The 21,351-nt window shown below is 56.2% G+C and carries 14 protein-coding genes; 7 read left to right on the forward strand and 7 right to left on the reverse strand.

The window, feature by feature from the left end; all coding sequences use genetic code 11:
• Positions 1-42: 42 nt before the first annotated feature.
• Positions 43-603 (reverse strand): ADP compounds hydrolase NudE, encoded by a 561-nt coding sequence (nudE, locus tag KOSB73_RS28690; RefSeq protein WP_004854946.1) that lies wholly within the window; start codon positions 601-603, stop codon positions 43-45.
• A 331-nt stretch (positions 604-934) separates the two neighbouring features.
• Between nudE and KOSB73_RS28695 the strand changes: the two genes are divergently transcribed.
• The 5 genes from KOSB73_RS28695 to pckA all read left to right on the forward strand — a co-directional run bounded on the left by KOSB73_RS28695 (position 935) and on the right by pckA (position 7,082).
• Entirely contained in the window at positions 935-3,064 is a 2,130-nt protein-coding gene (locus KOSB73_RS28695) for an intracellular growth attenuator family protein (RefSeq protein ID WP_098141362.1), read from the forward strand.
• Positions 3,065-3,126: 62 nt separating this feature from the next.
• On the forward strand, positions 3,127-3,810 hold the full coding sequence (gene yrfG / locus KOSB73_RS28700) for a GMP/IMP nucleotidase (protein ID WP_004126058.1): 684 nt from the start codon (positions 3,127-3,129) through the stop codon (positions 3,808-3,810).
• A complete protein-coding gene (gene hslR, locus KOSB73_RS28705) occupies positions 3,807-4,208 on the forward strand; it encodes a ribosome-associated heat shock protein Hsp15 (RefSeq protein WP_004126060.1) in 402 nt (133 codons plus the stop codon). The genes yrfG and hslR overlap by 4 nt, the downstream gene beginning before the upstream one ends.
• An 18-nt stretch (positions 4,209-4,226) precedes the next feature.
• Positions 4,227-5,111, forward strand: a complete 885-nt coding sequence (gene hslO / locus KOSB73_RS28710; protein WP_162685354.1) for an Hsp33 family molecular chaperone HslO — start codon at positions 4,227-4,229, stop codon at positions 5,109-5,111.
• A gap of 348 nt (positions 5,112-5,459) precedes the next feature.
• Positions 5,460-7,082: a phosphoenolpyruvate carboxykinase (ATP) gene (pckA, locus tag KOSB73_RS28715; RefSeq protein WP_004870264.1), complete on the forward strand. Its 1,623-nt coding sequence runs from the start codon at positions 5,460-5,462 to the stop codon at positions 7,080-7,082.
• 58 nt (positions 7,083-7,140) lie between these two features.
• On the opposite strand, the gene malQ is transcribed toward pckA, so the two are convergent.
• Both malQ and malP read right to left on the reverse strand, forming a co-directional pair.
• Complete coding sequence (gene malQ, locus KOSB73_RS28720) at positions 7,141-9,234, reverse strand: 4-alpha-glucanotransferase (protein WP_049100365.1); 2,094 nt, start codon at positions 9,232-9,234, stop codon at positions 7,141-7,143.
• Between the two features lie 10 nt (positions 9,235-9,244).
• Positions 9,245-11,635 carry a maltodextrin phosphorylase gene (malP, locus tag KOSB73_RS28725; RefSeq protein WP_024359828.1) on the reverse strand — a complete coding sequence of 797 codons (2,391 nt, stop codon included), beginning with the start codon at positions 11,633-11,635 and terminating at the stop codon, positions 9,245-9,247.
• A 619-nt stretch (positions 11,636-12,254) separates the two neighbouring features.
• On the opposite strand from malP, the gene malT reads away from it, so the two are divergent.
• Positions 12,255-14,960 (forward strand): HTH-type transcriptional regulator MalT, encoded by a 2,706-nt coding sequence (gene malT / locus KOSB73_RS28735; RefSeq protein WP_004870255.1) that lies wholly within the window; start codon positions 12,255-12,257, stop codon positions 14,958-14,960.
• Between the two features lie 168 nt (positions 14,961-15,128).
• On the opposite strand, the gene KOSB73_RS28740 is transcribed toward malT, so the two are convergent.
• From KOSB73_RS28740 to glpE, 3 genes are read right to left on the reverse strand one after another with little or no spacing between them, the layout of a single operon-like run.
• Entirely contained in the window at positions 15,129-15,887 is a 759-nt protein-coding gene (locus KOSB73_RS28740; protein ID WP_024359827.1) for a DeoR/GlpR family transcriptional regulator, read from the reverse strand.
• A gap of 19 nt (positions 15,888-15,906) precedes the next feature.
• Positions 15,907-16,737, reverse strand: a complete 831-nt coding sequence (gene glpG, locus KOSB73_RS28745; RefSeq protein WP_049100366.1) for a rhomboid family intramembrane serine protease GlpG — start codon at positions 16,735-16,737, stop codon at positions 15,907-15,909.
• A 59-nt stretch (positions 16,738-16,796) separates the two neighbouring features.
• Positions 16,797-17,126, reverse strand: a complete 330-nt coding sequence (gene glpE, locus KOSB73_RS28750; protein WP_004126086.1) for a thiosulfate sulfurtransferase GlpE — start codon at positions 17,124-17,126, stop codon at positions 16,797-16,799.
• Between the two features lie 212 nt (positions 17,127-17,338).
• On the opposite strand from glpE, the gene glpD reads away from it, so the two are divergent.
• On the forward strand, positions 17,339-18,847 hold the full coding sequence (gene glpD / locus KOSB73_RS28755; protein WP_024359826.1) for a glycerol-3-phosphate dehydrogenase: 1,509 nt from the start codon (positions 17,339-17,341) through the stop codon (positions 18,845-18,847).
• A gap of 52 nt (positions 18,848-18,899) precedes the next feature.
• On the opposite strand, the gene glgP is transcribed toward glpD, so the two are convergent.
• Positions 18,900-21,347, reverse strand: a complete 2,448-nt coding sequence (glgP, locus tag KOSB73_RS28760; RefSeq protein WP_049087561.1) for a glycogen phosphorylase — start codon at positions 21,345-21,347, stop codon at positions 18,900-18,902.
• Between the last annotated feature and the right edge of the window lie 4 nt (positions 21,348-21,351).

A 21,351-nucleotide genomic window follows, 5' to 3' on the forward strand; every position in this document is an offset into this window, starting at 1 on the left:
AAAAAAAGCGCCTGCGGGCGCTTTTTTTATCTGAGAGAGGCGCTACAGCCGCCCTTGCGCCTGCAGCCATTCGCGCAGCAGAAAAAGCGCGCTAACGTTACGCGCTTCGTTGAAATCTTCTTCATCAAGCAGCGTCATCAGCTGCGACAGCGGCCAGCGCACCTGCGGCAGCGGCTCGGGCTCATCGCCGGGCAACGACTCCGGATAAAGGTCTTCCGCCACCAGGATATTCATCTTGCTGGAGAAGTAGGACGGGGCCATGCTCAGCTTTTTCAAAAACGTCAGCTTTTGCGCGCCAAACCCAACCTCTTCTTTCAGCTCACGGTTGGCGGCTTCCAGTACGCTTTCGCCCGGATCGATCAGGCCTTTTGAAAAACCCAGCTCATAGGACTCCGTACCAACTGCATATTCGCGAATCAGGATTATATGGTCATCGACAATCGGCACAATCATCACGGCTTCACGGGTAGAAGGCCGCATCCGTTCATACACCCGGCGCACGCCGTTGCTGAACTCAAGGTCCACGCTTTCAACATTAAAAAGGCGCGAGCGCGCGACTGTTTCAACATTGAGAATGGTGGGTTTTTGTAATGATTTGCTCATTGTCATCGGTCTATGCTGTGATTACAGCGGTCATTGTGCGATACGCAGCACGGTTTCGGCAATCCTAATCGCCACTAATTTACATAATTGCAACTTTTTCGTCTTGACCACTGGTATCACAAAGACTAAAAAGTCAATAGGTTGAACGGTATTTGAGAATATACTGATTCCTGGATTTTAACGCTTTTGATAAGGTTGTATGCTGCTGCATTGCATAATAGATTTTCTCCCGTTGACGTAATAAGTGCCGATTTCGACGGCTGTTTTACCTCCATTGATGCATGGCAACCGACGATACCAGTAAGAAAAGAATAACTATGATGGGATGGGCATGGGCACCTTTCTGATATTTTTGTTAGCTCTGCTAATCTGCGCATTGCTTATCGGCTGGTGGTATCGCACGCATACAAGACGTCGTCGCCTGCCGCTGCTGCACGCCTTTAGCGATGCCGCGACGCGCAAGCTTTCCGATGAAGAGCGCAGCGCCGTTGAAAAATACCTCGAAAGCCTCAGCCGCAACCAGCAGTTGCCGGCGTCTGGCGCCAGCACCGCGCCGGTCAACCTGACGCTGAACGAACAGAGCGGCACCGTTTATAGCGTCACCCGCGCCATTACGCGCTACGGCATCACCACCGATGACCTCAATAAATGGCGCTACTTCCTTGATTCAGTTGAAATTCATCTACCTCCCTTCTGGGAGCAACATATCAATGATGAAAACAGCGTCGAGTTAATCTCCACCGATAGCCTTCCGCTGGTGATTGCTCTCAATGGGCAAACGCTCAGCGACTATCCGCAGGAATCTCGGGGGTTTGCGCTTGAAAAAGCCGCGGTGCCTCAGGCATCCATCCGCGGGGAAGAGAGCGAGCAAATTGAGCTGCTGAACATCCGCCAGGAAACACCGGAAGAGCATGCGCTCAGCCGCCCTGAGAGTCTGCGCGAAGCCATTCTGGTGGTTGCCGCTTTCCTGCTGTTTTATTGCAGCCTGATAACCCCGAACGTTTTTTCGCCCTGGCTGCTGGGCGGCGGGTTACTCCTGCTGCTGGCAGGCGTATGGGGGATCTACGCTCCCCCGCGCCAAACATCGCTGCGGGAAATTCACTGCCTGCGCGGCATGCCGAAACGCTGGGGATTGTTTGGCGAAAATAACCAGGAACATATCAATAATATTTCCCTCGGCATTATCGACCTTATCTACCCGCGCCACTGGCAACCATGGATTGCGCAGGACCTCGGCCAGCAAACGGATATCGATATCTACCTCAGCCGCCACGTTGTCCGCCAGGGGCGCTTCCTGTCGCTGCATGATGAGGTCAAAAACTTCCCGCTTCAGTACTGGCTCCGCAGCGCGATTATCGCCCTCGGCGCGCTGCTGATCGTCGTGATGCTGTGGGCCAGCGTACCGCTGAATATGCCTTTTAAATTCACCCTTTCATGGCTCAAGGGCGCGCAAACTATCGAAGCCACGACGGTTGCCCAGTTGGAGAAGTCAAAGATTCGCATCGGCGACACGCTGCGCCTGAAAGGCACAGGAATGTGCAACATCCACTCGCCGGGCGCCTGGACGGCAAAAGAAAACTCGCCGTTTATGCCGTTCGATTGTTCGCAAATCGTCTGGAATGATGCCCCTCCCCTGCCGCTGCCGGAATCAGATATCGTCAGTAAGGCCACCGCCCTGATGCAGACCGTCCAGCGCCAGCTCCATCCCGAATCCGATGACGATTCGCGCGTCAGCCCGGCGCTGCGTTCCGCCATTCAGAAGTCAGGCATGGTGCTGCTGGATGACTTTGGCGATATCGTCACAAAAACCAACGACCTGTGCTCAGCGAAAGACGATTGCGTTCGTTTGAAGAATGCGCTGGTTAACCTCGGCAACACCCGCAACTGGGAAGCCCTGACCAAACGCGCCAGCGCCGGCAAACTGGACGGCGTCAACGTCCTGTTACGCCCGGTAAGCGCGGAGTCGCTGGAGAACCTGGTCACCACCTCCACCGCGCCGTTCATCAGCCGTGAAACCTCGCGCGCGGCGCAGGCGCTGAATAGCCCGGCGCCCGGCGGTTTCCTGATTGCCAGCGATGAAGGCAGCGACCTGGTGAACCAGCCGTGGCCAGGCACCGGCTTATACGACTTCCCTGCCCACCAGCAATGGAGCGAACTGCAGCGTCTGGCGGGTATGCTAATGCACACGCCGTTCCAGGCAGAAGGCATCGTCACCAATCTTTACACCGACGCCAACGGCACGCAGCATATCAACCTGCATCGTATTCCTGACCGCTCCGGTCTGTGGCGTTACCTCGGCACAACGCTGCTGCTGCTGGCCATGCTGGGCTGTTCGGCGTATCACGGTATCCAGGCTTTTCGTCGCTATCAGCGCCATCGCCAGCGACAGGAAGAGATCCAGAAATACTATGAAAGCTGCCTGAATCCGGTTCTGCTTTCCTCACCCGACCCGCAAGAATAATTCTCTGCGCGACGGGGTGTGATAACCTGTCGCGCAATTTTCCCCCTCGCTGGAGACTGACCATGCATTTTGATATCGCCTGGCAAGAGGTTGATACCGTTCTGCTGGATATGGACGGCACGCTACTCGACCTCGCCTTCGACAACTACTTCTGGCAAAAACTGGTTCCGGAAACCTGGGGCGCCGCGCGGGGGCTCAACCTGCAGGAAGCCAGAGACGCGATGCGCCAGGAGTATCATGCGGTACAACATACGCTAAACTGGTACTGCCTGGACTACTGGAGCGAGCGACTGGGTTTGGATATTTGTGCGATGACCAGCGAGCAGGGGCCAAGGGCCGCGCTGCGTGAAGATACCGTGCCGTTCCTTGAGGCGCTTAAAACCAGCGGTAAACGGCGGATTTTGCTGACCAACGCCCATCCGCATAATCTGGCGGTGAAGCTAAAGCATACCGGGTTGGACGCGCACCTTGATTTATTGCTTTCCACCCACACATTTGGTTATCCGAAAGAGGATCAGCGGCTGTGGCACGCGGTAGCTGAAGAAACCGGCTTCGACGCGCGCAATACGCTGTTCGTCGATGATAACGAGGCAATTCTGGACGCGGCGGCGGAGTACGGCATCCGCTATTGCCTCGGTATCACCAATCCCGACTCCGGGCTGGCGGAAAAAAGCTACGCTCGCCATCCAGGGTTGAACGATTACCGGCACCTGATCCCCTCGCTGACCCTACAGGAGAGGCCATGAAAGAAAAACCCGTCGAAGCCGTCAGGCTGGACAAATGGTTGTGGGCAGCCCGCATTTATAAAACCCGTGCGCTGGCGCGCGAGATGATTGAAGGCGGCAAGGTGCACTATAACGGACAGCGCAGTAAGCCGGGAAAGGTAGTCGAGCTGAATGCGACCCTGATGCTCCGCCAGGGCAATGACGAACGCACCATCGTGGTAAAAGGCATTACCGAACAGCGCAGACCCGCCAGTGAAGCCGTCGCGCTTTATGAAGAGACGGCTGAGAGCATCGAGAAACGCGAGAAAGTGGCGCTGGCGCGCAAAATGAACGCCTTAACCATGCCGCATCCCGACAGGCGACCGGATAAGAAAGAGCGGCGCGACCTGATGAGATTTAAACACGGCGATAGTGAATAACTGTGGCCCGCAAGAGAGATGATTATGACTCAACACGATCAATTACACCGCTATCTGTTTGAAAACTATGCCGTACGCGGTGAGCTGGTAACAGTTTCAGAAACTTTAGAACAGATTCTGACCAACCATAGCTACCCGCAGCCGGTGAAAACCGTGCTGGCGGAACTGCTGGTCGCCACCAGCCTGCTGACCGCCACGCTGAAGTTCGCGGGCGATATTACCGTTCAGCTGCAGGGCGATGGCCCGCTGTCGCTGGCGGTGATCAACGGCAACAACCAGCAGCAGATGCGCGGTGTCGCCCGCACCCAGGGTGAGATCCCGGAAGGGGCGGACCTGAAAACCATGGTCGGCAACGGATATCTGGTCATTACCATCTCTCCGGAAGAGGGCGAGCGCTATCAGGGGGTGGTCGGTCTTGAAGGCGATACGCTGGCGGCCTGCCTCGAAGATTACTTCCAGCGCTCCGAACAGCTGCCAACCCGACTGATTATCCGTAGCGGTGAACACGAAGGTAAACCGATGGCCGGCGGCATGCTGCTGCAGGTTCTGCCGGCGCAGGACGCGCAGGCGGCTGATTTCGAACATCTGAGCACGCTGACCGAAACCATCAAAGCTGAAGAGCTGTTTACCCTGCCCGCAAACGATGTGCTCTGGCGCCTGTATCACGAAGAAGAAGTTACCGTATACGAGCCGCAGGGCGTTGAGTTTAAATGCACCTGCTCCCGCGAGCGCTGCGCCGGCGCGCTGAAAACGCTGCCGGATGAGGAGATCGATAGCATCCTGGCCGACGAAGGAGAAATCGATATGCACTGCGACTATTGCGGTAATCATTACATCTTTAATGCGATGGATATCGCCGAAATTCGTAACAACGCCTCCCCGGCCGACCCGCAAATCCACTAATCCTCACTTTGTCAGGCGCGGTTTTCCTCCTCGCGCCTGGCGTCAACAATTTTTCTTCGCGTGGTGAATCGATTCCCCATGAAAGAGTTACGTAATTTTCTTTCAGGTAAGCGATTACATTCACATTTCAACAGTTTTTTTAATTACTTTTTAACCATTAAGAAACATCTACCCCCACTGTAGCCCTAATTCCTGAGATAATCCCCTGCGCCTCGTGACAGGAGTCACAACGTTTTTCGTAAGTCCGCCGTTTGTCGAGATACGTAAATCTATGAGCCTGGTCGCGGTCTATACCCCGTAATAAACCCTACAATTTAAAGCAGTACATATTGGCTAAGGAGCAGTGACATGCGCGTTAATAATGGTTTAACCCCGCAGGATCTCAAGGCTTATGGTATCAATGACGTCCAGGATATCGTCCATAACCCCAGCTACGATACTTTGTATCAGGAAGAGCTCGCCCCCAATCTTCAAGGTTATGAACGTGGCGTATTAACAAATCTTGGTGCAATCGCCGTAGATACCGGTATTTTTACCGGCCGTTCTCCAAAAGATAAGTATATCGTTCGTGACGACACCACCCGCGATACCGTGTGGTGGGCCGATAAAGGCAAAGGTAAGAACGACAACAAGCCGCTTTCTGAGGAAACGTGGCAGCACCTGAAGGGGCTGGTGACCCGCCAGCTCTCCGGCAAGCGCCTGTTTATCGTTGACGCCTTCTGCGGCGCCAACGCCGACACCCGCCTGAGCGTCCGCTTTATTACCGAAGTCGCCTGGCAGGCGCATTTCGTGAAGAACATGTTTATTCGCCCAAGCGATGAAGAGCTGGCGAACTTCAAGCCGGATTTCATCGTGATGAACGGCGCTAAGTGCACCAACCCGCAGTGGAAAGAACAGGGTCTGAACTCCGAAAACTTCGTCGCGTTCAATCTGACCGAGCGCATCCAGCTTATCGGCGGAACCTGGTACGGCGGCGAAATGAAAAAAGGGATGTTCTCGATCATGAACTACCTGCTGCCGCTGAAGGGCATCGCTTCCATGCACTGCTCCGCCAACGTCGGGGAAAAAGAGGATGTCGCTATCTTCTTCGGCCTTTCCGGTACCGGCAAGACCACCCTCTCTACCGATCCGAAACGCCGCCTGATTGGCGATGATGAACACGGCTGGGATGACGACGGGGTATTCAACTTCGAAGGCGGCTGCTACGCTAAGACCATTAAGCTTTCCGAAGCCGCGGAGCCGGATATTTATCATGCGATTCGCCGCGATGCGCTGCTGGAGAACGTGGTCGTGCTGGCCGATGGCACCATCGATTTTAACGACGGTTCAAAGACCGAAAACACCCGCGTCTCTTATCCGATCAATCATATCGAGAACATCGTTAAGCCCATCTCCAAAGCCGGTCATGCCACCAAGGTTATCTTCCTGACCGCCGACGCGTTTGGCGTTCTGCCGCCGGTTTCTCGTCTGACCGCCGACCAGACCCAGTACCACTTCCTGTCTGGCTTCACCGCCAAGCTGGCCGGTACCGAGCGCGGCGTCACGGAGCCGACGCCAACCTTCTCCGCCTGCTTTGGCGCCGCCTTCCTGTCGCTGCACCCGACGCAGTACGCAGAAGTGCTGGTGAAACGTATGCAGGCTTCCGGCGCCCAGGCCTATCTGGTCAACACCGGCTGGAACGGCACCGGCAAACGTATCTCGATCAAAGATACCCGCGCCATAATCGATGCGATTCTTGATGGTTCGCTGGACAATGCCGAAACCTTCACTCTGCCGATGTTTGAGCTGCAGATCCCGACCGAGCTGCCGGGGGTGGATACCCATATCCTCGACCCGCGCAACACCTACGGCTCGCCAGAGCAGTGGCAGGAGAAAGCGGAGCAGCTGGCGAAGCTGTTTATTGAGAACTTCGAGAAGTACACCGATACGCCAGCGGGCGCTGCGCTGGTGGCCGCAGGGCCGAAACGCTAATCAGGTCCGCAGATATGAAAAAGCCGGGAATCGCTTCCCGGCTTTTTTTAGGCTTACATCAGGCAGGCTTCTTCTTACTTGCCGCCTTACGCCGCTTATTCAGATCCTTAATCAGCTTATTCACCTGCTCATCGGCAAACATCGCCTCAAGCGTGGTGGAAAGCTTACGACGCCAGTTTGGATACTCGGTGCTGGTCCCGGGAATATTGACCGGCTCGGCCATCACCAGCCAATCCTCCGGCTGCAGGCCCAGCAGCGCGCTGTTGCTGTCGGCGATATAGCGCTGCATCCCACGATTCAGGGTCGGCGTCATCGCCATCAGCGACGCTTTATGCCCGGTACGCTTCGGCAGACAGCCGTAGCGGTGCAGAGCATCCAGCAACCCCTGCTTCGCCAGCTCGCGATCCTGATACAGTCCGCGCAGTACCACCTCATCCGGATACAGGCCGAGCGATTTACCCAGCGTCAGGTCGCCGCTTTCCCAGTAGCCGCGCAGCGTTGGCAGGTCATGCGTCGTAGCCACAGCCATTGATTGCTCCGGATACGCCTTCGGCGCACGGAAAGTCTTTTCGTGGTCATTTTCGAAATAGAGCACTTTGTAGGAGTAAACGCCGCTTTTACGCAGCTTGCCGACGATTTCAACCGGTACGGTTCCCAGATCCTCGCCGATCACCATACAGCGATGACGCTTACTCTCCAGCGCCAGAATCGACAACAGATCGTCTACCGGATACTGCACATAGGCGCCATGATCGGCCGTCTCGCCGTAAGGGATCCACCACAGACGCAGTACCGACATCACGTGATCGATGCGGAGCGCCCCGCAGTTTTGCATATTCGCGCGCAGCAGCTCGACGAAGGGCTCATAGGCGCGCGCCACCATGATATGCGGATCCATCGGCGGCAGGCCCCAGTTTTGCCCCAGCGGGCCGAGGATATCCGGCGGCGCGCCGACGGAAGCCTTCAGGCAGTACAGTTCGCGATCGCACCAGGTCTCAGCCCCGCCTTCCGCAACGCCCACCGCCAGGTCACGATACAGGCCGATCGGCATGGAATCGTTCTGGCTGGTATGCCAGCACGCGGCGAACTGGGTGTAAGCGAGCCATTGCAGCCACAGGTAAAAATTCACCTCGTCGGCATGTTCGGCGCAGAACGCTTTAACCTCCGGGCTATCGGTATCCTGATAAGCCTTCGGCCACGCGGGCCAGCCCCAGCGCATCGGATCCTGCTTAACCTGCCAGGCGTGCAGCGCGTCAAACGCCGCCTGCCAGTACAGGCTGTCGCCCTCGCGCGTGACAAACTGGCGGAACTCCGCCATCGCCTCATCGTTGCGCGCGGAAAAACCTTTCCAGGCCATGCGCAGCGCGGTGAGCTTGAGGGTGGTCACGGCGGTATAGTCAACATCATCGGTCTGACGCGCCGCCTGTAAAGTCTGCTGCGTAGCCGGTGAATGCCACCATTTCTGCGCCTCTTTGCTGTGACGGAAATCCTCTACCGCATTGACGTCAATATAGATAACGTTGAGCCAGCGGCGCGAAGAGGGGCTGTACGGACTGGCGCTCTCCGGGTTAGCCGGATAGAGGGCGTGAATCGGGTTAAGTCCGATAAACGAGCCGCCCCGGCGGGCGATTTCCGGTAGCATCGCGCGTAAATCGCCGAAGTCGCCAATCCCCCAGTTCTTCTCCGAGCGCAGCGTATACAGCTGCACGCAGGTTCCCCACAGCTTCTGGCCATCCTTCAGCGCCTGCGGTTCGTAGCAGCGCGCGGGCGCGACGATCGCCCGGCAGTGCCAGCGATCGCCGTCCTGAGTCAGCGTCAGCGTATGGTACCCTTCCGGTAATCTTGCCGGCAGCGGCAGCGTTTCACCGCCGCGCGCCTGGCCCTGATACTGTTTCCCTTCTTCGGTGGTGAGGATCCAGTGGAACTCCCCCTGGCCCGCTACCGGCAGAGACATCTTTTTGCCGTGGGTGAATACCTGCACCGCTGGCAGCGGGTTAACCGCCACCTTCGGGGTGACAGTGGTACGATGCATCGCATCAAGCAGCCGCTGCTTAGTGGCCGCAGCAATGGACTGCGGCTTACCGTGCGCGTTGATATAGCTTGGGCTTATTCCCGCCGCCAGGGCTGCGTTATCAAGGCGTTTAGTCTCCATAGGCCTGTCCTTAGCGTTTTGCCTGCCAGATACGTTGCTGATAATCGCGAATCGAGCGGTCGGAGCTGAACATGCCGCAGCGCGCGGTGTTCAGAATCGTCGCGCGCGTCCAGGCTTCCTGGTCGCGATACAGCTCATCAACCTGCTTCTGCGCCGCCACGTAGGCTTCAAAATCCGCCAGCACCAGGTACGGGTCGCCGCCTTTCAGCAGACTATGCAGCATCTGGTCGAAAGCATGCTTATCGCCATCGCTGTATTTACCGCTCTCCAGCTCTTTCAGCACAGCGTCCAGCAGCTTGTCTTTCTTACGCCATTTCAGCGGATCGTAGCCTTTGGCCTTCAGCGCTTTCACTTCTTCCACGGTATGACCGAAGATAAAGATGTTTTCTTCGCCTACCTGCTCAGCGATTTCCACGTTCGCCCCGTCAAGGGTTCCCACGGTCAGCGCGCCGTTCAGCGCCAGCTTCATGTTGCCGGTACCGGAGGCCTCTTTACCCGCCGTTGAGATCTGCTCTGAGACATCCGCCGCCGGGATCAGCATTTCCGCCGCCGAGACGCAGTAGTCCGGCAGGAACACCACTTTCAGCTTATCGCCGACCAGCGGATCGTTGTTGATCGCGGCGGCAACCTTGTTGATCGCCCAGATAATATTCTTCGCCAGGTAGTAGCCCGGCGCCGCTTTCGCACCGAACAGGAACACGCGCGGTACGCGGTCCGCCTGCGGGTTCTCACGAATTTCTTTGTACTGCGCAAGAATGTTCAGCAGGTTCAGGTGCTGACGTTTGTACTCGTGCAGACGCTTGATCTGGATATCGAAAATCGCCTGCGGGTTGATCTCGATACCGGTACGCCGCTTCACAAACTCCGCCAGACGAACCTTGTTGGCCAGCTTAATGTCGCGATACGTCTGACGGAACTTCGCGTCATCGGCATATTTTTCGAGGTTGATCAGCTGGTCGAGATCGTTGGCCCACTCTTTCTTCAGCGTTTTATCCAGCAGCGCGGCCAGAGCCGGGTTGCACTGTTTGATCCAGCGGCGCGGGGTAATGCCGTTGGTGACGTTATGGAATTTATTCGGCCACAGCTGGTGATATTCCGGGAACAGATCTTTCACCACCAGGTCGGAGTGCAGCGCGGCCACGCCGTTAACCGCAAAGCCGCTGACCACGCACATGTTCGCCATGCGAACCTGTTTATCGTGCACCACCGCCAGTTTCGCCCATACCTGCTTATCGCCGGGCCAGGTTTTATCGACCAGCGTTTTAAAGCGATCGTTAATCTCTTTGATGATCTGCATGTGGCGCGGCAGCAGCGCTTTTACCAGCTTCTCATCCCAGCACTCGAGCGCTTCCGGCATCAGGGTGTGGTTGGTATACGCGAAGGTTTTGCTGGTAATCGCCCAGGCCTCGTCCCAGCTCAGCTGATGCTCATCAATCAGTACGCGCAGCAGTTCCGGAATCGCAATCGTCGGGTGAGTATCGTTAAGCTGGATAACTTCATAATCCGCCAGCTCCGCCAGCTTACGGCCCGCCAGGTGATGGCGACGCAGAATATCGGCGACCGAACAGGCGCACTGGAAGTACTGCTGCATCAGACGCAGTTTTTTACCCGCCTGATGGTTATCGTTCGGATAGAGAACTTTCGTCAGTTTTTCGGCGTCAATGCCCTGCTGTTCAGCACGCAGGAAATCACCGTCGTTGAATTTGGTCAGGTTAAACGGATGCGCGTGTTTAGCCTGCCACAGGCGCAGCGGCTGAGCCACGTTGTTGCGGTAGCCCAGCACCGGCAGATCCCAGGCTTCCCCGGTAATGACGAATGCCGGAACCCACTCACCGCCTTTGGTCACTTTACCGCCGAGGCCAACCTGCACGTCCAGCGCTTCGTTGTGGCGGAACCACGGGTAGCTATTACGCCCCCAGTCATCCGGCGCTTCCATCTGCTGACCGTCAGCGAAAGACTGGCGGAACAGGCCGTACTGGTAGTTCAGGCCGTAGCCGGTCGCCGATTGTCCCACGGTGGCCATTGAATCAAGGAAACATGCCGCCAGACGACCGAGGCCGCCGTTGCCCAGGCCCGGGTCGATTTCCTCTTCCAGCAGGTCGGTCAGGTTAACGTCATGCGCCTGAAGCTCATCGCTGACCTGCTGATACCAGCCGAGGTTGAGCAGGTTGTTGCCGGTCAGGCGACCAATCAAAAACTCCATTGAGATATAGTTTACGTGGCGCTGTCCTTCGGTCGCTTTTGCTACCGGCTGAGCCGACAACAGCTCGGACAGCGCGCCGCTTACGGCGCGCCACCATTGACGCTGGGTCATCTCGGAAGCGGACTGTAAACCAAAATGCTGCCACTGACGCGTCAGTGCAGCCTGAAACTGAGCTTTGTTAAAAGAAGTCTGTGACATAAGTAATCCGGGTCCTTTACTAAAACGTTAGCGTTAGTGTGCCGACCTCCCGGAGTCACGTCCTCATCCCGCCAGGGATTAGCCGGGGAGGAGTAGCAGGGATGAGCGAAAAGTGTGATCGTGGCCACTATTACGTTAGCTTACCGGCAAAAATTATGCTGCAAAATTCGCCACGCTGGAACCACAAATCGGCCCGCTTCCCGCGCACAATTTTGTTACAAGCCAGGACGATAAAAGCGGGCAAAACGCCGTTTTGTAAATATTGCCAAATAAAAGTAAATATCCGCAGAATAAACGGACTGTAATGCAGAAATAGCTCAAAAAGATGACTTATAAGATTTCACTGATAATATTTTATTAAAAACAAACAGCTACTAATTTTGTAATAAAAGATTAGCTTATCGTGCCTAAAACTTCCGCAATCCCAATAACCGCGCCCGCTGACGCGCATTTATATGAATTTCTCTCACTATGCAAATTTGTGACATAGAGCAAATTCAAGAGCATAAAACTCGGACATAACTTGCAATAAAATTCATTATGGCCGACCTTATTGGATATTAATTACGAAGCGCAAAAAAATTCGCAATTCCTCCCTTGCACAGCGAAATGAAGAACTATGTTGATTCCGTCTAAATTAAGTCGCCCGGTCCGCCTTGAACACACTGTGGTTCGTGAGCGATTGCTGGCGAAACTTTCCGGCGCGAACAATTATCGTCTCGCGTTGGTGACCAGTCCGGCTGGATACGGTAAAACCACGCTCGTTTCTCAATGGGCTGCGGGGAAAAACGATCTCGGCTGGTTCTCGCTGGATGAAGGCGATAACCAACAGGAGCGTTTTGCCAGCTATCTTATCGCCGCCGTTCAGCAGGCCACCGGCGGCCACTGTGCGGCCAGCGAAGCGATGGTGCAAAAGCGCCAGTACGCCAGCCTGCCCTCTCTCTTTGCGCAACTGTTTATTGAGCTGGCCGACTGGCAGCGCCCGTTATTCCTGGTGATTGATGATTATCATCTGATCACCAATCCGGTTATTCATGATGCGATGCGTTTCTTCCTCCGCCATCAGCCGGAAAATATGACGCTGGTGGTGCTGTCGCGTAATCTGCCGCAGCTGGGCATCGCCAACCTGCGCGTGCGCGATCAGCTACTGGAGATCGGCAGCCAACAGCTGGCTTTTACCCATCAGGAAGCGAAACAGTTTTTCGACTGTCGTCTCAGTTCGCCTATTGAGGCCGACGATAGCAAAAGGCTGTGCGACGATGTTGCCGGCTGGGCCACCGCGCTGCAGCTGATTGCCCTCTCGGCGCGTCAGAACAATACTTCCGCCCATCACTCCGCCCGCCGTCTTGCCGGTATAAACGCCAGCCATCTTTCTGACTATCTGGTCGATGAGGTGTTGGATAACGTTGACCCGCGGACGCGTAACTTCCTGCTGAAAAGCTCGCTGCTGCGCTCGATGAACGATGCGCTCATCGTCCGCGTCACCGGCGAAGAGAATGGACAGATGCAGCTGGAAGAAATTGAGCGTCAGGGATTATTCCTGCAACGGATGGACGACTCCGGCGAATGGTTCCGCTACCATCCGCTATTCGGCAACTTCCTGCGCCAGCGCTGCCAGTGGGAGCTGGCGGTCGAACTGCCGGAAATTCACCGTGCGGCCGCTGAGAGCTGGATGGCCCAAGGCTTCCCGAGCGAAGCGATTCATCACGCCCTGGCCGCGGGCGACGCCAAAATGCTGCGCGATATTCTGCTCAACCACGCGTGGGGCATGTTTAACCACAGCGAGCTGAGTTTGCTGGAACAGTCCCTCGCCGCGCTGCCGTGGTCAAACCTGCTGGAAAACCCGCGTTTGATTCTTTTGCAGGCCTGGCTGATGCAGAGCCAGCACCGCTATAGCGAAGTCAATACCCTGCTGGCGCGCGCCGAGCAGGAGATGGATACAGAAATGGACACCGCCATGCACGGTGATTTCAACGCCCTTCGTGCCCAGGTGGCGATCAACGCCGGCGATCAGGACGAAGCCGAGCGCCTGGCGATGGTGGCCCTTGATGAACTGCCGCTGGCCAGCTACTACAGCCGTATCGTTGCCACATCCGTACACGGCGAAGTTCTGCACTGCAAAGGCCAGCTGAGCAAATCGCTGGCGGTCATGCAGCAGACGGAACAGATGGCCCGCCGTCATGACGTCTGGCACTACGCGTTATGGAGCATGATCCAGCAAAGCGAAATTCTCTTCGCGCAGGGCTTCCTGCAGGCCGCCTGGGAAATTCAGGAAAAAGCGTTCCAGCTCATTCGCGAACAGCATCTGGAACAGCTGCCGATGCATGAGTTCCTGCTGCGTATTCGTTCCCAGCTGCTGTGGGCCTGGGCGCGGCTGGATGAAGCGGAAACCTCCGCGCGCAGCGGCATGAACGTACTCTCCTCCTATCAACCGCAGCAGCAGCTGCAGTGCCTGACGCTGATGGTGCAATGCTCGCTGGCGCGCGGCGATCTGGATAACGCCCGCAGCCATTTGAATCGCCTGGAAAACCTGTTGGGCAACGGTCATTACCATAGCGACTGGGTATCCAATGCCGATAAAGTGCGGGTGATCTACTGGCAGATGATCGGCGACAAGGCCGCCGCGGCGAACTGGCTGCGCCAGACGCCAAAACCGGAGTTCGCCAATAACCACTTCCTGCAGAGCCAGTGGCGCAATATCGCCCGCGCGCAAATTCTGCTCGGCGATTTTGATTCCGCCGAAATGGTGCTGGATGAGTTAAACGATAACGCCCGCTCGCTGCGTTTGATGAGCGATCTGAACCGCAACCTGCTGCTGCTCAACCAGCTCTACTGGCAGGCCGGGCGTAAGAGCGAAGCGCAGAAAGCGCTGCTGGAAGCGCTCACCCTCGCTAACCGCACCGGGTTTATCAATCATTTTGTCATTGAAGGCGAAGCGATGGCGCAGCAGCTGCGCCAGCTGATTCAGCTCAATACGCTGCCGGAGCTGGAGCAGCACCGCGCCCAGCGTATTCTGCGCGATATCAACCAGCATCATCGCCATAAGTTCGCCCACTTTGACGAGAGCTTCGTCGAGCGGCTGCTGAACCATCCGGAAGTGCCGGAACTTATCCGTACCAGCCCGCTGACCCAGCGCGAATGGCAGGTGCTGGGGCTCATCTATTCCGGCTACAGCAACGAGCAGATCGCCGGTGAGCTGGACGTGGCCGCCACCACCATCAAAACGCATATTCGCAATTTGTATCAGAAGCTGGGCGTGGCGCACCGCCAGGATGCCGTTCAGCATGCCCAGCAGCTGTTGAAAATGATGGGATACGGCGTATAAGCCGCTATCGGCTGGCCTTATGCATCGCCACCCTGATTCATCGCCGGCGGAAAATATCCCTCCGCCTGGCGTTCTCCCTCTCCATCACCGGAGATAAGCGAGTGACGTATCACCCGCGGCATCACGCCGTGCAGCGCGCGTTGGTCTGCCGCGGGAAATGTTAATGAATCAGCACAGCTCCAGCTGAAGATTATTGTCGGTAATCACCTTCAGCACGCCGGCCGGCGGCATTACATCGGTGTAGACCGCATCAACCATACTGATGCTGCCCATATTGACCATCGCGTTACGGCCAAACTTAGAATGGTCAACGACCAGCATCACGTGACGGGAGTTTTCAATAATCGCCCGCTTGGTGCGCACTTCATGGTAGTCGAACTCCAGCAGTGAGCCATCGGTGTCGATACCGCTGATGCCGAGAATGCCGTAATCAAGACGAAACTGGGAGATAAAGTCCAGGGTGGCTTCACCGATGATACCGCCATCCCGGCTGCGCAGCTCGCCGCCGGCAAGGATAATGCGGAAGTCCTCTTTCACCATCAACGTATTGGCGACGTTGAGGTTATTGGTGACGATACGCAGATCGTTATGGTTAAGCAGCGCATGGGCTACCGCTTCCGGCGTGGTACCGATATCGATAAACAGCGTCGCGCCGTCGGGGATTTCACTCGCCACCTTGCGGGCGATGCGCTCTTTTTCCTGGGTCTGGGTCGATTTCCTGTCGTGCCAGGAAGTATTCACCGAGCTGGAAGGAAGCGCGGCGCCGCCGTGATGACGCAGGATCATTTTCTGATCGGCTAAGTCATTCAGATCGCGGCGAATGGTCTGCGGGCTGACGGCAAACTGCTCGACAAGCTCTTCGGTACTGACGTATCCCTGTTTTTTTACCAGCTCGATAATCGCGTCATGACGTTGTGTTTGTTTCATGAAATATCCCTGGGAATCTCTACGTTCGTTTTCGCACATTCTGCGTATCAACAAACGCCATCGCCAGCCCGGTCACCAGACCGGCCACGTGCGCGCCGTTCGCAATCGACATGCCGAAAACATCAAACCAGCCAGCAATTAACCACACTAAAGAGAAGAGTATCAAGCCGCGCTGTAAATAAACGCCGCTCTGCGGATCGCGCTCGCCTCGCAGCCAGACATAGCCCATTAGCGCATAGACCACGCCGGACAGTCCGCCAAACCACGGTCCGCTAAACTGATGCTGAACAAAGCCGCTCAGCAAGGCGCTGATTACGGTAATCACCACCAGCTTGCCGCTGCCAATGCGCTTTTCTACCGCTCCGCCGAGGTACCACCACCATAGCAGGTTGAACAGAATATGCATCAGCGAGAAGTGCATGAGCGCATGGCTAAAGTAGCGCCAGACTTCAAATTTCAGCGAAGGATCGTAGGGCCAGGCCAGCAGCAGCATGACCGGCCGATCGCCAATGACCGTTTGCAGGACAAAGACGGCGATGCAGGCGATAAGCACGCTCCAGGTAAACGGCCCGGCGTTTTGGCGAAGCGTCGCTAAAAAGGGGAAGCGCTGGTAGTGCAGCCCGCTGTTGGTGTGCCCCGACTGCCAGCTGGCGGCGAGGTAACGCGGATCGGCGGGATTTTCCAGAAAACGGGCCAGCTCGGCCTGCACGCGTCCGGCCTGGGACTCATCGGCCAGCCAGATATCGCTCTGCGTATGCTGCTGAATAGTCAGAATAATCCCCTGCGTCGCCATATAGTCGACAAACGCCTGGGCCACGCGCGGGTTGGCAAAAGAGGTAATCATTAACATGCAGCGGATCGCTTATTCCACACAAAGGGAGATATTATAGCCACAACCGACGCTAACGCCTAAAGTGCGCCATGCGCGACTTCCGCCGGGAAATGCCGATGCCAGGCATCAAACCCGCCATCCACGCTATAAACCTTGTCGTAGCCCTGCTGAAGCAGATACTGCGCGGCGCCTTTGCTGCTGTTGCCGTGATAGCACATCACCATGACCGCCGTATCAAAATCGTTGTCGCGCATAAACGCGCCCAGCGTATCGTTAGTCAGATGAAATGCGCCCGGCGTGTGGCCCATCGCATAGCTTTGCGGGTCGCGAATATCGACCAGCACTGCCGTCTGCTGGTGCATTTTCTGGTGGGCTTCTTCTACGTTAATACATTCAAAGCGATCCATAAGCTCTCTTCTTTATATACGGATATACAGGCAGGCGGCGAAACGCCCTGGATTTTAGCGTCTAGTGTACAGCCTGGCGCTAAATAAACGCCAATATGTTACACGCATCACTCTGAAATGTTTTTTTGATGTTACCAATAGCGCGATTGTTTGCTATATTGAGCGATATCGAACATTTATGAGCTTAAACGAAAGTGTAAGAGGTGGCGAGCGTGGAAACCAAAGATCTGATTGTGATAGGGGGAGGCATCAACGGTGCCGGTATCGCGGCAGACGCCGCAGGGCGTGGTTTATCCGTGCTGATGCTGGAGGCGAACGATCTGGCCTGCGCCACATCCAGCGCCAGCTCAAAGCTGATTCACGGCGGGCTGCGCTACCTTGAACACTATGAGTTCCGCCTGGTGAGCGAAGCGCTGGCCGAACGTGAAGTATTGTTAAAAATGGCCCCGCACATCGCCTTTCCGATGCGCTTTCGTTTACCGCATCGTCCGCACCTGCGCCCGGCGTGGATGATCCGCATTGGCCTGTTTATGTACGATCATCTGGGCAAGCGCACCAGTTTACCCAGCTCAACCGGGTTGCGTTTTGGCACAGAATCGGTACTTAAACCTGAAATCGTGCGCGGTTTCGAATATTCCGACTGCTGGGTCGACGATGCACGCATGGTGCTGGCCAACGCCCAGATGGTTGTGCGTAAAGGCGGAGAAGTGCGTACCCGTACCCGCGCCATCTCGGCAAAACGTGAAAACGGTTTGTGGATTGTTGAAGCGGAAGATATTGATAGCGGCGAGAGGTTTACCTGGCAGGCGCGCGGTCTGGTTAACGCCACCGGCCCGTGGGTTAAACAGTTCTTCGACGAAGGGATGCACCTGCGCTCACCTTACGGTATCCGTTTGATTAAGGGCAGCCATATCGTCGTACCGCGCGTGCATGCGCAGAAGCAGGCCTATATCCTGCAAAATGAAGATAAGCGTATTGTTTTTGTGATCCCGTGGATGGATGAATTCTCCATCATCGGCACCACTGACGTTGAATATAAAGGCGACCCAAAAGCCGTGGCGATCGACGGTAAAGAGATTAACTATCTGCTGAACGTCTATAACGCCCACTTTAAAAAGACGCTCACGCGGGACGATATTGTCTGGACCTACTCCGGCGTGCGCCCGCTGTGCGACGATGAATCCGACTCACCGCAGGCGATCACCCGTGATTACACTCTCGATATTCACGATGAAAACGGACAGGCTCCGCTGCTGTCGGTCTTTGGCGGCAAGCTCACGACCTATCGTAAGCTGGCCGAGCATGCGCTGGAAAAACTGACGCCTTACTACAAAGGCATCGGCCCGGCATGGACCAAAACCGCGGTACTGCCCGGCGGCGATATCGGCGGCGATCGTGACGACTACGCGGCGAAGCTGCGCCGGCGCTTCGCGTTCATTAGCGAATCGATGGCCCGCCACTATGCGCGGACTTACGGCAGCAATAGCGAGTGGATCCTCGGCGAAGCGACTTCACTTGCCGATCTGGGCGAAGATTTCGGCCACGAGTTTTATGAAGCCGAGCTGCGCTATCTGGTAGAACACGAGTGGGTACGCCGTCTGGACGACGCTATCTGGCGCCGGACCAAACAAGGTATGTGGCTGAATGCCGAGCAGCAGGCGCGTATCAGCGAGTGGCTGGCGCAGCACGCGGGAAAGTCTGAACTGTCGTTAGCGTCGTAAAACCGTAAACAGCAACGGGGCCTGGTGGCCCCGTTTTGTTATGGCTAACCCGTTACAAGCGTACCGGATCGATATGCCAGATATGGTCGGCATACTCCTTGATCGTACGGTCAGAAGAGAAGTAGCCCATATTGGCGATATTGAGCATTGCTTTGTTGGCCCACTCTTCCGGGTGAAGATACAGCTCATCCACCTTATCCTGACAATCCACGTAGCTACGGAAATCCGCCAGCACCTGATAGTGGTCGCCGAAGTTGATCAGCGAATCCAGCAGATCGCGATAGCGGCCCGGCTCCGATGGGCTGAACAGGCCGGTGCCGATCTGCGTCAGCGCCTGGTGCAGCTCTTCATCCTGCTCATAGTAATCACGCGGTTTGTAGCCGTCGGCACGCAGGGCCTCCACCTCTTCCGCCGTATTACCGAAGATAAAGAAATTATCCGCCCCTACGTGCTCCTGCATCTCAACGTTAGCGCCGTCCAGAGTACCGATGGTTAACGCGCCGTTAAGCGCGAACTTCATATTACTGGTCCCGGAGGCCTCCGTTCCCGCCAGCGAAATCTGCTCGGAGAGATCCGCCGCCGGAATGATCAGCTGCGCAAGGCTGACGCTGTAGTTAGGGATAAACACCACTTTCAGCTTATCGCCAATCTGCGGATCGTTATTCACCACCGCCGCGACGTCGTTAATTAAATGAATTATATGTTTGGCCATGTAGTAAGCCGACGCCGCTTTTCCGGCGAAGATATTCACCCGCGGCACCCACTCGGCGTCGGGGTTGGCCTTAATGCGATTGTAGCGAGTAATTACGTGCAGCACGTTCATCAGCTGACGTTTGTACTCGTGAATACGCTTGATCTGCACATCAAACAGCGCCTTCGGATTCACTACCACATTAAGCTGCTGACCAATGTAGTTCGCCAGCCGCTGCTTGTTTTCCAGCTTAGCCTGACGCACCGCCTGGTTGACCTTCGGATAGTCAATATGCTGCTCCAGCTCCTTCAGCTGGCTCAAATCCGTGCGCCAGGTATGGCCGATATTTTCATCCAGCACTTTCGATAGCGGCGGATTCGCCAGCGCCAGCCAGCGGCGCGGAGTCACGCCGTTCGTGACGTTGGTAAAGCGCATCGGGAAGATTTTGGCAAATTCGGCGAACAGCGACTCGACCATCAGCCGGGAGTGCAGCTCCGACACGCCGTTGACCTTGTGGCTCACCACCACCGCCAGCCACGCCATGCGTACGCGACGACCGTTGGACTCGTCGATAATCGACGTCCGGCCCAGCATCGCCGTATCGTTGGGGTACTGCTCCTGGAGGGTCTTCAGGAAATAGTCGTTGATCTCGAAGATAATCTGCAAATGACGCGGCAGGATTTTACCCAGCATATCGACAGGCCAGGTCTCCAGCGCTTCGCTCATCAGGGTATGGTTGGTATAGGAGAAGACCTGGCAGGTCACCTCGAACGCCTCATCCCAGCTGAACTTATGCTCGTCAATCAGCAGGCGCATCAGCTCCGGAATCGACAGCACCGGGTGCGTGTCGTTGAGATGAATCGCGATTTTGTCCGCCAGGTTGGCGTAGGTTTTATGCAGCTGGTAGTGGCGGCTGAGGATGTCCTGCACCGTCGCCGAAACGAGGAAGTACTCCTGCCGCAGGCGCAGCTCGCGTCCTGAATAGGTCGAGTCATCCGGATAGAGTACCCGCGACACGTTCTCGGAATGGTTTTTATCTTCCACCGCCGCGAAGTAGTCGCCCTGGTTGAATTTACCGAGGTTAATCTCGCTGCTGGCCTGGGCGCTCCACAGGCGCAGCGTGTTGGTGGCGTCGGTGTCGAAGCCAGGGATAATCTGGTCATAGGCTTCAGCAATAATCTCTTCGGTCTCCACCCAGCGGGAGTATTTACCTTCCTGCTGAATGCGTCCGCCGAAGCGCACTTTGTAGCGCGTATTATGGCGCTCGAACTCCCACGGGTTACCGTATTCCAGCCAGTAATCCGGGGATTCTTTCTGCCGCCCATCGACGATATTCTGCTTAAACATCCCGTAGTCGTAGCGAATACCGTAGCCGCGGCCCGGTAACCCCAGCGCCGCAAGCGAATCGAGGAAGCAGGCCGCCAGACGACCAAGACCGCCGTTGCCTAAGCCCGGGTCGTTTTCTTCATCAATTAATTCTTCAAGGTTCAGCCCCATCTCTTCCAGCGCGCTGTTCACATCCTCATAAATGCCGAGCGATAACAGCGCGTTGGACAACGTACGGCCAATCAAAAATTCCATCGACAGGTAGTAAACCTGGCGAACTTCCTGAGAGAGCTGCGCGCGGTTTGAGCGCAGCCAGCGCTCAACCATACGATCGCGAACGGCGAACAGCGTGGCGTTGAGCCATTCATGCTTGTTAGCGATAGCCGGGTCTTTGCCGATGATAAACATCAGCTTATAAGCAATAGAGTGCTTTAACGCCTCAACGCTCAGGGTGGGTGACGAGTAGCTAAAAGGTACATTCATAGCT

Source organism: Klebsiella grimontii, assembly GCF_900200035.1.
Classification (GTDB): Bacteria; Pseudomonadota; Gammaproteobacteria; order Enterobacterales; family Enterobacteriaceae; genus Klebsiella; species Klebsiella grimontii.